Origin of the sequence: Neobacillus soli NBRC 102451, assembly GCF_001591665.1 — a bacterium.
Classification (GTDB): Bacteria; Bacillota; Bacilli; order Bacillales; family Cytobacillaceae; genus Neobacillus; species Neobacillus soli.
Genome location: NZ_BCVI01000021.1, coordinates 147,644 through 163,734 on the forward strand (window position 1 = coordinate 147,644; position 16,091 = coordinate 163,734).

The 16,091-nt window shown below is 43.6% G+C and carries 17 protein-coding genes and 1 tRNA gene; 17 read left to right on the forward strand and 1 reads right to left on the reverse strand.

All coding sequences use genetic code 11. The annotated features are described in order from the left end of the window. Position 1 precedes the first annotated feature (1 nt). From hisD to BSO02S_RS08970, 13 genes are all read left to right on the forward strand, one after another. Positions 2–1,276, forward strand: coding sequence for a histidinol dehydrogenase (hisD, locus tag BSO02S_RS08910; RefSeq protein WP_066065582.1), 1,275 nt, complete (start codon positions 2–4; stop codon positions 1,274–1,276). Positions 1,277–1,596: 320 nt separating this feature from the next. Next, on the forward strand, positions 1,597–2,184 hold the full coding sequence (hisB, locus tag BSO02S_RS08915) for an imidazoleglycerol-phosphate dehydratase HisB (RefSeq protein ID WP_066065584.1): 588 nt from the start codon (positions 1,597–1,599) through the stop codon (positions 2,182–2,184). Between the two features lie 72 nt (positions 2,185–2,256). Beyond that, positions 2,257–2,883 (forward strand): imidazole glycerol phosphate synthase subunit HisH, encoded by a 627-nt coding sequence (gene hisH / locus BSO02S_RS08920; protein WP_066065587.1) that lies wholly within the window; start codon positions 2,257–2,259, stop codon positions 2,881–2,883. Further along, positions 2,880–3,620: a 1-(5-phosphoribosyl)-5-[(5-phosphoribosylamino)methylideneamino]imidazole-4-carboxamide isomerase gene (hisA, locus tag BSO02S_RS08925; protein WP_066065589.1), complete on the forward strand. Its 741-nt coding sequence runs from the start codon at positions 2,880–2,882 to the stop codon at positions 3,618–3,620. The genes hisH and hisA overlap by 4 nt, the downstream gene beginning before the upstream one ends. Next, positions 3,611–4,372: an imidazole glycerol phosphate synthase subunit HisF gene (hisF, locus tag BSO02S_RS08930; protein ID WP_066065590.1), complete on the forward strand. Its 762-nt coding sequence runs from the start codon at positions 3,611–3,613 to the stop codon at positions 4,370–4,372. Before hisA ends, hisF begins: the two co-directional genes overlap by 10 nt. Beyond that, positions 4,369–4,986, forward strand: coding sequence for a bifunctional phosphoribosyl-AMP cyclohydrolase/phosphoribosyl-ATP diphosphatase HisIE (gene hisIE / locus BSO02S_RS08935; RefSeq protein WP_066065593.1), 618 nt, complete (start codon positions 4,369–4,371; stop codon positions 4,984–4,986). The genes hisF and hisIE overlap by 4 nt, the downstream gene beginning before the upstream one ends. Positions 4,987–5,089: 103 nt before the next feature. Continuing rightward, a complete protein-coding gene (locus tag BSO02S_RS08940) occupies positions 5,090–6,583 on the forward strand; it encodes a tetratricopeptide repeat protein (protein ID WP_066065596.1) in 1,494 nt (497 codons plus the stop codon). 258 nt (positions 6,584–6,841) lie between these two features. Continuing rightward, positions 6,842–7,792: a thioredoxin-disulfide reductase gene (gene trxB / locus BSO02S_RS08945; protein ID WP_066065599.1), complete on the forward strand. Its 951-nt coding sequence runs from the start codon at positions 6,842–6,844 to the stop codon at positions 7,790–7,792. A 393-nt stretch (positions 7,793–8,185) separates the two neighbouring features. Then, positions 8,186–8,644, forward strand: coding sequence for an NUDIX hydrolase (locus BSO02S_RS08950; protein ID WP_066065602.1), 459 nt, complete (start codon positions 8,186–8,188; stop codon positions 8,642–8,644). A gap of 19 nt (positions 8,645–8,663) precedes the next feature. After that, positions 8,664–9,557 carry an RNase adapter RapZ gene (gene rapZ / locus BSO02S_RS08955; RefSeq protein WP_066065605.1) on the forward strand — a complete coding sequence of 298 codons (894 nt, stop codon included), beginning with the start codon at positions 8,664–8,666 and terminating at the stop codon, positions 9,555–9,557. Next, a complete protein-coding gene (mgfK, locus tag BSO02S_RS08960) occupies positions 9,554–10,537 on the forward strand; it encodes a gluconeogenesis morphogenetic factor MgfK (protein WP_066065607.1) in 984 nt (327 codons plus the stop codon). The genes rapZ and mgfK overlap by 4 nt, the downstream gene beginning before the upstream one ends. Positions 10,538–10,771: 234 nt before the next feature. Continuing rightward, positions 10,772–11,722 (forward strand): DNA-binding protein WhiA, encoded by a 951-nt coding sequence (whiA, locus tag BSO02S_RS08965; protein ID WP_066065610.1) that lies wholly within the window; start codon positions 10,772–10,774, stop codon positions 11,720–11,722. Positions 11,723–11,773: 51 nt separating this feature from the next. Beyond that, entirely contained in the window at positions 11,774–12,031 is a 258-nt protein-coding gene (locus tag BSO02S_RS08970; RefSeq protein WP_066065613.1) for an HPr family phosphocarrier protein, read from the forward strand. A 282-nt stretch (positions 12,032–12,313) separates the two neighbouring features. Here BSO02S_RS08970 and clpP read toward each other — a convergent pair whose 3' ends face one another. Next, complete coding sequence (clpP, locus tag BSO02S_RS08980) at positions 12,314–12,919, reverse strand: ATP-dependent Clp endopeptidase proteolytic subunit ClpP (protein WP_066065619.1); 606 nt, start codon at positions 12,917–12,919, stop codon at positions 12,314–12,316. Between the two features lie 204 nt (positions 12,920–13,123). Between clpP and BSO02S_RS08985 the strand changes: the two genes are divergently transcribed. The 4 genes from BSO02S_RS08985 to BSO02S_RS09000 all read left to right on the forward strand — a co-directional run bounded on the left by BSO02S_RS08985 (position 13,124) and on the right by BSO02S_RS09000 (position 16,081). Then, positions 13,124–13,195, forward strand: a tRNA-Arg gene (locus BSO02S_RS08985). 136 nt (positions 13,196–13,331) lie between these two features. Continuing rightward, a complete protein-coding gene (rpoN, locus tag BSO02S_RS08990) occupies positions 13,332–14,654 on the forward strand; it encodes an RNA polymerase factor sigma-54 (RefSeq protein WP_066065622.1) in 1,323 nt (440 codons plus the stop codon). 14 nt (positions 14,655–14,668) lie between these two features. Then, positions 14,669–14,926 (forward strand): glutaredoxin family protein, encoded by a 258-nt coding sequence (locus BSO02S_RS08995; RefSeq protein ID WP_066065784.1) that lies wholly within the window; start codon positions 14,669–14,671, stop codon positions 14,924–14,926. Between the two features lie 132 nt (positions 14,927–15,058). Continuing rightward, positions 15,059–16,081 carry a sugar-binding transcriptional regulator gene (locus tag BSO02S_RS09000; protein ID WP_066065624.1) on the forward strand — a complete coding sequence of 341 codons (1,023 nt, stop codon included), beginning with the start codon at positions 15,059–15,061 and terminating at the stop codon, positions 16,079–16,081. Positions 16,082–16,091 lie beyond the last annotated feature (10 nt).

Sequence of the window (16,091 nt, forward strand, 5' to 3'; positions counted from 1 at the left end):
AATGAAAATCCTAAAGGTGGAAACCCTAGTTTCGATAAAACGCTCGATTGAAGCGGGCACTTCCGAGCAGCAGTCGGTGGTCAAGTCGATTATTGCAGATGTGCGTAACCATGGTGATGAGGCGTTAACAGTACATACGGAAAAATTCGACCGAGTCCGCCTATCATCTTTTTCCATTACGGAAAAAGAAATTGAGGAAGCCTACGGTGAAGTGGATCAAGGTTTTATCGGCATCGTTCGCGAAGCGGCCGAAAATATCCGTTCTTTCCATGAAAAGCAACTACGCCCTTCATGGATGACGACCGAAGAAAATGGCACCGTTCTCGGGCAGAAAATAACCCCGCTCGATTCGGTCGGAGTGTATGTACCAGGCGGAACGGCGGCCTATCCCTCATCAGTGCTGATGAACGTGATTCCGGCAAAGGTGGCAGGGGTCAAACGAATCGTGATGGTCTCTCCGCCTGACAGCAATGGGAAATTGCCGGCAGCCGTGCTTGTTGCGGCAAAGGAAGCCGGTGTCGAGGAAATTTATAAGCTTGGCGGGGCTCAGGCAATCGCCGCTCTTGCGTACGGAACAGAGTCAGTTACCGCCGTTGATAAAATTACCGGTCCGGGAAATATTTTTGTGGCACTAGCAAAACGTGAGGTTTTCGGCGATGTCGATATTGATATGATTGCCGGTCCGAGTGAGATTGCAATTTTAGCAGATGAAACGGCTAGGGCCGATGAGGTCGCCGCCGATTTGTTATCCCAGGCTGAGCACGATCCAAGGGCCTGCAGTGTGCTTGTGACACCGTCTGTTGTTTTGGCTGAAGCGGTGGCAAGTGAAGTGGAAAGGCAATTGGCGTTGCTACCAAGGAGGGACATTGCCGCCCGGTCGATTGACGATTACGGGGCCATCTACGTAACTGCAGACATGGATCAAGCTGTTGAAACCGTGAACCAGTTAGCACCTGAGCATCTTGAAATCATTACCGATAATGCAATCGAGCTTCTTGGAAAAATTCGTCATGCAGGGGCGATATTTATCGGCCGTTATAGCTCAGAGCCTGTTGGGGATTATTTTGCCGGGCCAAATCATGTGCTGCCGACAAATGGAACCGCTCGTTTTTCAAGCCCGCTTAATGTCGATGATTTTCAAAAGAAATCAAGCGTAATTATCTACAGCAAAAAGGCTTTACATGACAATGGGGCAAAAATCGCCGCCTTTGCTCGGATGGAAGGCCTCGAGGCGCACGCCCGGGCTGTGGAAATAAGACTGGAAAACGATAAATAGCATCATGATAGTAGTTTAATGGGGGCTCTTAAAGACAAAACTCCGCGGGAAGGCAATCAAAATGTCTTTAATAAGTGCTCTTAAAGACAAAACTCTTTGGGAGAGCAATCAAAATGTCTTTAATAAGGGCTCTTAAAGACAAAACTCCCCGGTAGAGCAGTCAAAATGTCTTTAATAAGGGCTCTTAAAGACAAAACTCCGCGGGAAGGCGTTCAAAATGTCTTTAATAGGGGCTCTTAAAGACAAAAACGGCCAAGAGGGAAGTTTTAAGTAGTGGAATTAACGAGTAAATAAGCGATATTTACAAGGGGGTCATTTCATTGGAAAGAACAGCAAGTATTGAACGGAAAACAAATGAAACGAAAATCCAATTAGAGTTAGAAATCGATGGGGAAGGCAAGTCCAATCTTGAAACAGGTGTCCCTTTCCTCACTCATATGCTCGATTTATTCACGAAACATGGCCAATTCAACCTAAACGTCGATGCTAATGGCGATACAGAGGTCGATGACCACCATACAACTGAGGATATTGGGATTTGCCTAGGGCAGGCATTGCAAAAAGCACTTGGAGACAAGCGGGGGATTAAGCGGTACGGAAATGCATTTGTTCCAATGGATGAGGCTTTGGCACAGGTTGTCGTTGATCTCAGTAATCGCCCGCATCTTGAAATGAGAGCGGAGTTCCCGGGCCAGAAAGTGGGCAGCTTTGATACTGAGCTTGTTCACGAATTTCTCTGGAAACTCGCTTTAGAGGCGCGGATGAACCTTCATGTAATCGTTCATTACGGAAAAAATACACACCACATGATTGAAGCCGTATTTAAAGCACTCGGTCGGGCACTCGACGAAGCCACAACAATCGATCCGCGCATCAAAGGCGTCCCTTCAACAAAAGGGATGTTATAAAAATCGACAAAATTCGGGGATTTCCGGGGCGTGACAGGCACCGAGAACAGGCACCGGGAAAGGACGTCCGTTATGATTGGTATTGTTGATTACGGCATGGGGAATCTTTTTAGCGTGAGCAAAGCGCTTGAAAGACTTGGTGCTGATTATTTTATTACCGCTGATAAACATAAATTGCTTGAGGCAGATGCGTTGATTCTCCCCGGGGTAGGCTCGTTCCGGGATGCGATGGAACGGCTTCCTGTAGAAACCATTAAGGAATTCGCTGCGACAGGGAAACCACTGCTCGGAATCTGTCTCGGCATGCAGCTCCTGTTCGAAAAAAGTGAAGAAAATGGGATAACTAAAGGGCTGGGCCTATTACCGGGCAGTGTCCGCCGCTTTCCGGGCAGAACAAAAGAAGGCGAGCTCTACAAAGTGCCGCACATGGGCTGGAACCGGCTTGAATTCGTCAAGCCCACCCCCCTGTTTAAAAATCTCCAAGAGGATTATGTCTATTTCGTGCATTCTTACTATGTAAATGCTGAAAATTCCGATGTCCTCCTGGCGAAAGCAAATTACCATGAACAGGTTTCGGCGGTTGTTGGCAAGGACAATGTAATGGGGATGCAATTTCATCCTGAAAAAAGCAGCAGGCTGGGGATGGCCCTTCTTGATAATTTTTTACAAAAAGCGGCAGAAAGGAAGGCGGTTCGATGAGCTTCACAATTTATCCAGCGATTGATATGCGCGGCGGCAAGTGCGTCCGCCTCCTTCAAGGGGATTATGATAAGGAAACGATTTATGGGGATTCGCCGTTTGATATGGCTCGCAATTTTGCGGCTGATGGTGCCGAGTGGATTCACATGGTCGACCTTGATGGGGCAAAGGATGGCAAGCGGGTTAATGACCGTTTTGTGATCGAAGCTGCACAAAAGCTAAAGAACGTGAAGGTTCAAATTGGCGGAGGGATTCGCTCTGAGGGCGATATTCTTCACTATCTTGAGAATGGCGTTGATCGAGTAATTATCGGAAGCATCGCAGTCTCCAATCCAGATTTCGCCATTAATATGATCAAGAAATATCGTGAAAAGATTGCCGTTGGGATTGATGCAAAGAACGGCTATGTTGCCACACATGGCTGGTTGGATACCTCAGAATTAAAGGCAGTGGAACTCGGTAAACGCTTCGCGGAAGCCGGGGCAGAGACGTTTATTTTTACCGATATTGCAACTGACGGAACACTCGCGGGTCCGAATATTGCGGCTGTTTGTGAAATGGCTAAGGTGACAGGGAAAAATGTCATTGCCTCTGGAGGGGTAAGCAGTATAGCCGATTTAAATGCATTAAAATCAGTTGCTTTTAAAGGGATAAGCGGTGTGATTGTTGGGAAGGCGCTATATGAAAATCGCTTTACCTTGAAGGCTGCGATAGAAGAGGTGAAACTATGGCCCTAACAAAACGAATTATACCCTGCCTTGATGTTAAGGATGGACGCGTTGTGAAAGGTGTACAATTTGTACAGCTGCGCGACGCGGGCGACCCAGTCAAATTGGCACGATTTTACGATGAACAGGGGGCAGATGAGCTTGTCTTTCTTGATATTTCTGCTTCTGTTGAGGGCAGGAAGACAATGGTTGAAGTCGTTAAGGCGGTTGCATCCGAACTGGCGATACCGTTTACGGTCGGCGGGGGTATTAATTCCTTGGAAGACATGAAACGAATGCTTCGCTCGGGGGCAGATAAGGTGTCTTTGAATACCGCAGCGGTGGTGAATCCAGAGCTGATTAGGGAAGGTGCAGGCTACTTCGGCTCTCAATGCATCGTTGTCGCGATTGATGCCAAATTTGATCAAGAGATAGGGACGTGGCGTGTGTATACCCATGGCGGTAGAAAGCCTACAGAAAAGAAAGCGGTAGAATGGGCAGTGGAAGCCGCCACTCTGGGTGCAGGTGAAATTTTATTAACCAGTATGGATAGTGATGGTGAGAAAAACGGGTTCGATCTTGAACTAACAAAGGCGGTCAGTGAAGCAGTTCCGATTCCGGTTATCTCCTCGGGTGGTGCGGGGAATGCCCGGCATTTTGAAGAAGCATTTTTAGCAGGAAAAGCCGATGCTGCCCTTGCCGCATCCATCTTTCATTATAAAGAAACCTCTGTTCATGAAGTAAAAAGCTATTTGCGGGAAAAAGGAGTGACAGTAAGATGAATGTTCAATTTGATGATAAAGGGCTCGTCCCGGCGATTATCCAAGATGCTGGAACGAAAGAAGTGTTAACGCTAGCTTATATGAACGAGGAGTCGCTGGCAAGAACGTTGGAAACTGGGGAAACGTGGTTCTACAGCCGCTCTCGCCAAGAATTGTGGCACAAAGGGGCGACGAGCGGCAATACGCAAACGGTCGTCAGCATCAACTATGATTGTGACCAAGATGCCTTGCTAGTGCTAGTGTATCCGAAGGGACCTGCCTGCCATACAGGAGCGGTCAGCTGTTTTTCTGAGCGGATTTTTAAAAACCCTTCCAGCTTAGAAGACTATCAGATCTTGCAGTCCCTCGAAAAAGTAATCCAGGACCGTGAACAAGAGCGGCCGGAAGGTGCCTACACCACCTATCTTTTTGAAAAAGGCGTCGATAAAATTTTGAAAAAGGTCGGTGAAGAAACGGCCGAGGTGATTATCGCAGCCAAGAACCGTGACCACGAAGAGCTGCGCTGGGAAGCAGCTGATTTGCTTTATCACCTGCAGGTATTATTGGTGGAGCAGGGGCTTCCATTCAAAAGAGTATTACAAACACTAGAGGAAAGACACAAGGACCGGTCCTAATTGAGGGCTGGTTCTTTTTATGGCCTTAAAACTCCCATCCCTTCTCGAACACCCCTCCATTGTGGTATACTACATTAGTTATGTTAAAAATGTGGAGGACTTCATGGGTAAAGACGCGAAAGCAAGAATGCATATGGGAAAATTACTTTCATTTGTCCCTACGGGTGAATATTATTTCACGAAAGGTTTAAAGGCATTCCATCGACGTGATTTTATAAAGGCAAAAAAATATCTTGGGCGGGCGATGCAGCTTGAACCAGGTGAACCGATGATTATATGCCAGTTGGCGATTGTGTCAACAGAACTTGGTGAGTTTGAACATTCTAACCGTCTCTTGCATCAAGTCCTTGAAGAACTTGATAGTGAAATGGTGGAATGTCATTACTTTTTAGCGAATAATTATGCCCATTTGGGATTTTTTAAAGATGCGTATCACCACGCCAAGCTTTATTTACAGTTAGACCCGGATGGTGATTTTACGGAAGACACAGAGAATTTGCTTGATGTGCTTACATTGGAGTCTGAGGAGCTTGAGGATGAGCTTTATGAGCAGGACGACTTGATTATTAAGCAGGAGCAGGCCCGAGACCTTTTGGAGTCGGGATACTTTCCAAAGGCGATTGAGCTTTTAAAAGAAGTCGTCCAGGAATATCCGGAATATTGGTCTGCCTACAATAATTTGGCGCTCGCCTATTTTTACTTAGGCAAGACGGAAAAGGCCGAATCCATCTTAGATGATGTATTAGAACGCAATCCGGGAAATCTCCATGCTCTTTGTAACCGGCTTGTGTTTGCCCATTATCAGGGCCAAACAGACAATGTGGCACAATTGCTTCATACCTTGAAAAAAATCCAGCCGCTGGCTAGCGAGCAGCAATTTAAGCTTGGTGCCACCTTTGCTTTGGTAGGGGAGTATGAGTTTGCCTATTTATGGCTGAAAAAGTTATATAAACATGGTTTCGATGGTGACGGCCCGTTTTATTACTGGCTTTCTTATTCGGCCTATTTCACTGGTTATGAAAATTTTGCAATAAGCATTTGGAAAAAGGTGCTCCAGATTAATCCAGACAAAGAGGGCTCAGAACCATGGAATGATCAAAAGGCTGTATCAAATGGTTTTGAAGACCATTCCGGATCTATTTTTCAAAAGCTTGAAAGTGACTATGTTGAAGAGCGATTATTTGCGCTTTTCTTAACGACCGTTTCAAGTAAAAAGGACGAAATTATCACCTCCAAGAAGCTTTTTCAAAATCAGAAATTGACCAAGTTGGAAAAGGAATATATCTCGCTTATCCGGTCGGGGATGCCATCAATGACGGCGGATGCCCAGGAAGTGGCTGAGCTCTTTTATGAAAACCATCAACCAATTGGCACGATTGAGTCTGGCTTATATTTAATGTGGTTTTCTGTCTTTGTTGAAGCTTCCAAAGCCAACGTCCGCTTGAAAAATAAACCAGCCTGGGCTGGTGCGGTTGAATATGTCTGGCACAAGCTTCGCAGTGAAAAAGTCTCCCAGCAAGAGCTGGCGGACCGCTACGGAATTTCCACAGCAACCATCGGGAAATATGTTAAATACGTGAATGACTTTTTGAACTAATCATCTCTCAAATTGTCTAGCTCCAGCGTCCAGCGGCTAGTGGACTTCGCTCTTCTCCCTACGATAAGTCAACATCGGGCAGCGAAGCTCGTGTTTCCTTTATCTCAGTCGAAGCGCTCCAGTCCATACGCCGCTAAACGGACGCTTCCGCTTTTCTGTTTGAGCAGATTTTTGGACTATGATACGATTGTTTTATACGATTAAGTAGGGAATGATATACTTAATCGTATTTTTTTATATATAGGGAGTGAATAACACATGTCTGATGAAAAAATTTATGATGTGATTATTGCCGGGGCTGGTCCTGCCGGAATGACTGCTGCTGTTTATGCATCACGCGCGAACCTTTCAACGCTGATGATTGAACGCGGGATGCCAGGTGGACAAATGGCCAATACGGAGGATGTTGAGAACTATCCGGGTTTTGAAAGCATTTTGGGTCCTGATTTATCAACAAAAATGTTTGAGCATGCCAAAAAGTTTGGTGCTGAATATGCTTATGGCGATATTAAGGAAATTGTTGATCATGGCGATTACAAAATCATTACGGCCGGGTCTAAACAATATAAAGCCTACTCGGTCATTATTACAACGGGTGCAGAATATAAGAAAATCGGCGTTCCTGGTGAAAAAGAACTGGGCGGTCGCGGCGTTTCCTATTGTGCCGTCTGTGATGGGGCGTTCTTTAAAAATAGAGAGCTTTATGTAATTGGCGGCGGAGACTCTGCGGTAGAAGAGGGTGTCTATTTAACCCGCTTTGCCTCAAAAGTAACCATCGTTCATCGCCGTGACGCGCTTCGAGCACAAAAGATACTTCAAGACCGTGCCTTTGCGAATGAAAAAGTTGATTTCATTTGGAATCACACGATTCAGTCAATCAATGACAAAGATGGCAAGGTGGGCAGTGTAACACTGGTTTCCACCGTAGACGGGAAAGAACAAACATTACCTGCTGATGGGGTCTTTATCTATATTGGGATGCTTCCGCTCTCGAAACCATTTGTCAGCCTTGGAATTACGAATGAAAATGGCTATATTGAAACAAATCACCATATGGAAACAAAGGTACCAGGAATTTTCGCGGCTGGAGATATTCGTGAAAAAACGCTCCGCCAGATTGTCACTGCAACTGGCGATGGCAGCATTGCCGCCCAAAGTGCCCAGCATTTTGTGGAAGAGCTTAAAGAAGCGATGAAATTAAAGAAATAGCACATTTTTATAAAGGGTGTTTGTGATTGTAAATTTTAGGACTGTGTAATTTACAAAAAAGTAACTTTTTTATCATTCTCCTGTAACAGTAGTGAAATATAGATGAGGTATGATAAAGGAAGTAATTGACCCCCTTTAATAATATATTCCTTTCGTGCACAGGCCCAGCAGCCTGTGCTATTTTTTTTTGGGGTATTAGCAGGCTGGAAGCCTTTTTCGAAAGTAAGCAGCCAAGCAAATAAAAGAAATAAATAGCAGAAATATCAAAACTGTATTCATTGTGACTGCACCCTAAAAATAGTATAATAATATGAATGAATTAATGTTATAATAGGATATTTAGACATTCTGGCCCAAGCTTATAGGGCTTACTTACTTAAGAGGGTGAATGTTGTGCAGCGCGTTACCAATTGTGTATTGATACGAGACGACAAAATATTGTTGCTGCAAAAACCAAGCCGCGGCTGGTGGGTTGCCCCCGGCGGCAAAATGGAGCCAGGAGAATCGGTTCGTGACTCTTGCATTCGGGAGTACCGTGAAGAAACGGGAATCTATTTGAAAAGTCCACAGTTAAAAGGGATATTCACAATGATTATGATGGAAAACGATCAGCTTCTTTCTGAGTGGATGATGTTTACGTTTGCAGCGACCGATTCGGATGGCATCGATTTAGACGAATCAGAAGAAGGTAAGCTGGAATGGCAGTTAATTGATCAGTTAAAAAACTTGCCGATGGCAGCTGGTGATTATCATATTCTAGATTACATGATCCATGGAAAAGGGATTATTTACGGTACTTTTACTTATACAAAAGACTTTCAACTGATCAGTTATCGATTAGATCCAAGCTAAATAATAGGGGGAATAAACAATGAGTACCGGTTCGGCAAGCGGCACGCAGATGGTCATTATTACGGGCATGTCTGGGGCTGGAAAAACTGTAGCGATTCAAAGCTTTGAAGATTTAGGATTCTTCTGTGTCGATAATTTGCCTCCCACCTTGCTTCCAAAATTCCTTGAACTTATGAAGGAATCTGGGAATAAGATGAATAAAGTTGCCCTCGTTATGGACCTCCGCGGAAGAGAATTCTTTGATCATCTTTTTAAAGCATTAGATGAACTGGCGGAAACCGCATGGGTAGCGCCGCAGATTTTATTTTTGGATGCGGATGATTCGACATTAGTGCGTAGATATAAAGAGACAAGGCGGTCACACCCGCTCGCAAAGTCAGGTCTGCCGCTTGAAGGCATCACCCTGGAACGGGAGCTACTGGAGGAATTAAAAGGCCGGGCACAATTGATTTATAATACATCACCAATGAAGCCGCGGGAATTGCGTGAGAAGATATTAACGGAATTTACAGCGAATCATCAATTAATCTTTACGGTCAATGTCATGTCGTTTGGCTTTAAGCATGGGATTCCGATTGATGCGGATCTTGTTTTTGATGTGCGCTTCCTGCCAAATCCTCATTATATCGAACATATGAGGCCAAAAACGGGGTTAGATGAAGAGGTTTCCACCTATGTTTTAAAGTGGAACGAAACGCAAAAGTTTTTGGAAAAAGTAACGGACCTGCTCAGCTTTATGCTTCCTCATTATAAAAGAGAGGGAAAAGCGCAGCTGGTGATTGCGATTGGCTGTACAGGCGGACAGCATCGTTCTGTTGCCTTAGCGGAATATTTAAGCCGTTATTTCCAAAATGATTATAAAACTATTGTTTCACACCGTGACATTGAGAGGAGAAAGGATAAAACATCATGAGAGAGTTGGAACAGCCTCGAATTGTCGTCATTGGCGGCGGAACAGGTTTACCGGTTTTATTGCGGGGGTTAAAACAGTACCCTGTTGATATTACCGCCATTGTTACAGTTGCGGATGACGGCGGCAGTTCCGGCAGACTGCGCGAGGACCTGCATATTCCTCCTCCCGGTGACATTCGCAATGTATTAGCATCACTATCGGATGTTGAACCGCTTGTTGAGGAAATGTTTCAGCATCGTTTTAAGACATCGAATGAACTTTCCGGGCATTCGCTGGGAAACTTAATCCTGGCAGCGATGACCTCCATCACGGGGAACTTTGTGCACGCCATCCAGGAAATGAGTAAAATCTTGAATGTCCACGGCAAAGTGCTGCCTGCGGCCAATCAGAGTGTCGTTCTCCACGCTGAAATGGAAGATGGCACGATAGTCTCGGGAGAATCGAAAATTCCTTACTCTGGGAAAAGAATCAAAAAGGTATTTATGACGCCTGAAAATATTTTCCCATTACCGGAGTCCATTCAAGCGATTCGTCAGGCGGATTTAATTATTATGGGTCCTGGCAGTTTGTATACAAGTATCCTCCCTAATCTGCTCGTCCCGCGTCTCGGGGATGAATTGTGCCGCTCCCATGCAAAAAAGGTGTACATTTGTAATTTGATGACGCAGGCAGGGGAAACGCATGGCTATACAGCGAGTGAACATGTGAAAGCCATTTATGATCACATGAGCTGTGCTTTTATTAATACGATTCTTGTGAATAACGAAGAGATTCCGCAGGATATTCAGCTCCGCTATAATGAAGAGCTGGCCGACCCGGTGCGTTACGATTTGCCTGAGCTTTTTGAGCTTGGTCTCGAAGTGGTTCATGCGGATATAGCCTATCAGGAAAATGGCGCACTCCGGCATGATCCGAAAAAGGTCGCGAAAATATTATATAATTTGCTATTAATTGAAACCAAAAAGCGTTATGAAGCGTAAATATAGTACTTATTAAAAAGGCTATGTTGATTGGAGCGGAAGGCGCGAAGACTCCTGCGGGAGGACGGGGCAGGGGAGACCCCGCAGGCGCTAAGCGCCAAGAAGGCTTCCCGGACCGGACCGCCCTAAGGTGCGCGCGCGAAGCGCCTGGAGCGGAAATCAACATACAAGTTTAAAAGAGCTATTAAAAAAGGGTTTCAAAACGGTGCATTTTTTTAAAAAGGGGGTAAAGGGATGTCTTTCGCTTCGGAAACGAAAAAGGAATTAACTAACTTGGAAGTGAAAACGTGCTGCATTCAAGCGGAGCTATCAGCATTAATCCGAATGAACGGTTCCCTTTCCTTTTCAAATCGTAAGTTAATCGTGGATATTCAAACCGAAAATGCTGCGATTGCGAGAAGAATTTATACATTATTAAAAAAGAGTTACGATATACAGGTGGAATTGCTTGTTCGGAAAAAAATGCGCTTGAAAAAGAACAACGTCTACATTGTCCGCTTAGCCCAGCAGGCAAAGGAAATTCTTGAGGATATGAAAATTATTGGTGAAGGATTTACGATTATCTATGATATTTCCCCTGAACTTATAAAGAAGAAATGTTGTAAGCGTTCTTATTTACGTGGAGCATTTCTAGCCGGCGGATCCGTCAATAATCCGGAAACATCCTCCTATCACTTGGAAATTTCTTCGCTATATAAAGAACACAATGATTCTTTATGCGAATTGATGAATAAATTTGGCCTTAATAGCAAAACACTAGAGCGTAAAAAAGGCTTTATTACCTATTTAAAAGAGGCAGAGAAAATTACTGAGTTTTTAAATATTGTCGGAGCACATAATGCCCTGCTTCGCTTCGAGGATATACGAATTGTCCGCGATATGCGGAACTCAGTCAATCGTTTAGTAAACTGTGAAACCGCCAATCTCAATAAAACAATTGGCGCCTCGATAAGGCAGGTAGAGAACATCCGTTATATCAATCAAACAGTCGGACTGCAAATCTTACCGGAAAAGTTAAGAGAAATTGCTGAGCTCCGCTTGAATTATACCGACGTTACCCTTAAAGAATTGGGCGAAATGGTATCCGGCGGTACCATCAGTAAATCAGGAATTAATCATCGCTTAAGAAAAATTGATACGATTGCTGAAAAGCTGCGTACAAGTGATATGGTTGTCCGAGAGTAGTAATTGTGAATTAGTTCTATAATAGAGAAAAACATGAGGAGGAATTGTGTAATGAAGGAGAAACAAGTAGAGGTAAAATTAAAAACAGGTCTTCAAGCGCGGCCAGCGGCGCTTTTTGTTCAAGAAGCTAACCGCTTCTCGGCTGATATTTTTCTAGAAAAGGATGGCAAAAAAGTCAATGCAAAAAGTATCATGGGATTAATGAGCCTTGCAGTTGGCTCAGGAGTCGTGATTAATATTGTCGCTGACGGGTCAGATGAAGAAACCGCCATCAACGCTTTAACCGAATTTATTGAAAAAGAACATTAAAAAGGGTTTGGTCTCCAATTCGAGGCCGAACCTTTTTTTTGTTAAAGGCTTTGGTAGTGGCAGCTATTGTTTTTTAAAACTTTACTGCCCTCTTGATTAAATAAGCCTGATTGGATACCTTTATGCTGATCTTTCAGGGGGAACGGGTTCCAATAAGCCCGATTGAATTCCTTTATCCTGATCTTTCTGACGGAACGGGTTCCAATAAGTCCAATTTATATTGTAAAAAGTCAAAAATAAAGTTAAAAAAACAACCGGCTCAGAAGCCGATTGCTCATGGAATTATTTTTTATCTTTGCTATCAAGAATATTACGAGTGATGATTTGGTCAATAAGGCCATATTCTTTTGCACGTTCCGCTGTCATGAAGTTATCGCGGTCTGTATCCCTTTGAAGGACTTCAAGCGGCTGGCCAGTGCGCTCGGCTAAGATGCCATTTAACTTTTCGCGAAGGAACAGGATGCGTTTCGCGGCAATCTCGATTTCCGTTGCTTGCCCTTGTGCACCGCCAAGTGGCTGGTGAATCATGACTTCAGAATTTGGCAGGGCATAGCGCTTGCCTTTTTGGCCGGCAGCCAGTAAGAATGCACCCATGGATGCAGCCATCCCAATACAAACAGTTGATACATCTGCTTTAATATATTGCATTGTGTCATAAATCGCCATTCCGGCTGTGATGCTTCCGCCCGGACTGTTGATGTAAAGGGTAATATCTTTTTCAGGATTTTCTGCTTCTAAAAATAATAATTGTGCTACAATACTATTGGAAACATTGTCATCAATTCCGCTTCCAAGCATAATAATCCGGTCTTTTAGCAGACGAGAATAGATGTCATAAGCACGCTCGCCCCGGTTTGTTTGTTCAATAACTGTAGGAATCAAATTCATTTTTTTTCCTCCTTTGAGTGGAAAAGGTAATAATAATATGTATTGTTATCATACACCGATGGTCAATAAAGGTCAAACAATTCGACTTTAAAAATGTTCGACAACGTTCCATATTTCATCATATCCATTCCGCACCATTTTAAACCTATTCTATACTTGCAAACTGCGGGAAACTGACATATAATATGTAAGTCGCTAATATTCGCCCTCGTGGTGCAACGGATAGCACGCAAGCCTCCGAAGCTTGAAATGCAGGTTCGATTCCTGCCGAGGGCATCAGTGAAAACCTCCTGTTATTATAAACAGGAGGTTTTATTTTTGGGGAAAATTCATTAGTCATCCCCTCCACAGGCTAATTTCCGATACACTAATTTCCCTTCATCGTGTAAAATAGATAAAAGGGGGGATACTAATGAACTTAAAGGCAGGTTTATGGCAGCAGCAAACGTTAAAATTAGCGATGACGCAGGAGCTATCGCAGGCAATTGCCTTATTACAGTATTCGGCCCAAGAACTGGCTGAGTTTTTAGAAAATAAAGCACTCGAAAATCCCCTAATGCAGATTGAACATGGGAATGTCCAGCCGATGAATCCCCTTATTGACCGCAACCGGAGAAAGCATCAAAAGGCGGAGAAGGACTGGATTGATCAAATTGCTGATAAACCATTTTCACTTGAAGATCAATTAATCTCTCAATTAAATATTAAAACATTGTCATCGGAGCAAGTAAGAGTCCTCCGTCATCTTATTCAGAATCTTGATGAAAACGGTTACTTTTTAGGTGATCTATGCAGAATCGCTGAAAACTTACGAGTACCAGAGGAATTAGTGGAAGAATGTTTAGCTATCATTCAAACACTTGAACCTGCGGGAATCGGGGCACGGAACCTTCAAGAATGCCTGTTAATGCAAATTTATTATCAAAACCCAGATAACGATCTAGCTCAGAATATTATTTCGAACTTTTTTGTGCCTTTTGCGGAGAAGAAGTGGAAACAAATTGCGAAGGTGATGCAAATTACACTAAAAGAGATTCAGGATGTGTTTGATGACATTCAAAAATTGAATCCAAAACCGGCTGCACTTTTGGGCCGAAACGAGACAACATACATCATTCCCGATGCGATTATCGAGCAATCACAGGAAGGATTAACTGTTCGAATGTTTGATGATGCCCTCCCAAGAATCAGTTTTAATGAACAATATTTTAAAAAATTTAAGGACCAGGACCCACAGGTCAGCCGCTTTTTACAGGATAAGGTCCAGGATTATCAATGGATTCAAAAAAGTATTGAACAGCGTAAAGAGACTCTGACAAGAGTTGTCGCAAAAATCGTTGAAAAGCAAACCGCATTTTTTCAAAAAGGTTCGCAGCAGTTAGTGCCGATGACAATGAAGGAAGTGGCGGCTGAACTTGAAATCCATGAATCAACTGTGAGCAGAGCAGTCCGGGAAAAATATGTGCAGACACCGCTCGGTACATTCACATTAAAATCATTTTTCACTAGCACGATTCAAACAGTCTCAGAGGATGAAAATACTTCGTCCACACAGGTAAAGAAGGCAATCAGTCAATTAATTGAAAAAGAGAATAAACAAAGACCGCTTTCCGACCAGGAAATTGTCGAGCAACTAAAAACGATGGAGGGAATGGTCATCTCAAGACGGACTATCGCCAAGTACCGCGATCAATTGGGAATTCTCTCCTCTTCAAAAAGAAAACGGTTTGATTGAAAGGAACAAAAATTATGACGGAAACAACAATCACTTTATATACTAGGAACCGCTGCCCGCTATGTGATAAAGCAAAAGCCATCCTTCAAGAGCTGAAAGAAGAATTTAATTTTCGCATAGAAGAAATCGATATTGAATCAAGTGATGAATTAACGGAAAGCTACGGATTAATGATTCCGGTCATTCATATTGACGGTGAAGAAGTCGGATTTGGGTTTGTTGACAAATTCGACATAAGTAACCGTTTACAAGAAAAAAAGCCAATCTTATAAGTTGAAATAGATTTTCACTCCTGCTACAATAAAAACGTACCAAGGGTGATTTTTTTTTGATGTGGCGGGACATAATATGTCTATGGTGGACATTTTGCGACCAACTACATATAATAAAGGAGCATGTGATTCATGCAATCATTTATCGATATACAAAAAAGATTATTACCCGACCTACTCCAAGTCCTCCAAAAAAGATATTCTATCCTACGATACATAGGTTTTATGCAGCCAGTAGGAAGAAGGAGTTTAGCGATCAGCCTTGGGTATACCGAAAGAATTCTTCGTAGCGAGGTTGATTTTTTAAAGGAACAAAATCTTCTCTACACGAACAATGTGGGAATGAGTTTAACCCCCGAAGGGAAAAACTTGCTTGAAGATCTTGAAGGTTTGATGCGCGAGTTAAAGGGTATTGATGTGATGGAGCTGGAGTTAAAACACCGGCTTGGCATCAAAAAAGTCATCATCGTACCTGGCGATAGTGATCTGTCCCCATTGGTCAAGGGGGAACTTGGGAAGGCATCTGCTACCTGCATGAAAAAGCTTCTTGGCGGGGAAAATATCATCGCTGTCACTGGTGGTTCAACAATGGCTGCCATTGCGGAAAGACTATCACCCGAGCATAGTCAAAAGGAATTACTATTTGTTCCGGCACGTGGGGGAGTTGGCGAGGATGTCCAAAATCAAGCGAATACCATTTGCTCGATTATGGCGAAAAACACACATTCCAAACACCGTGTTTTCTATGTTCCAGATCAGGTCAGTACGGAGATTTATCAATCCCTTATCCGAGAGCCTGACATTGATGAGGTGTTAAGCCTGATTAAATCAGCGAGCATGGTTCTTCATGGAATTGGAGATGCTATCACAATGGCCGAACGACGAAAAACCAACCCGGAAATAAAGAAAAAATTAGAAAGCGGGAAGGCTGTTGGCGAGGCTTTTGGCTACTATTTTAACGAGAGTGGCGAAATTGTTCACAAGGTGTTAACGATTGGCCTTCAGTTAAAAGATCTCGCAAACATTCCGGATGTCATTGCCGTTGCAGGAGGGACCTCAAAGGCAAAGGCAATCAAGGCATACTTAAAACAAGCACCAGCATCGACGATATTAATCACCGACGAAGGTGCAGCAAAACAGTTAATAAAAGGATAATTCCTTTTTA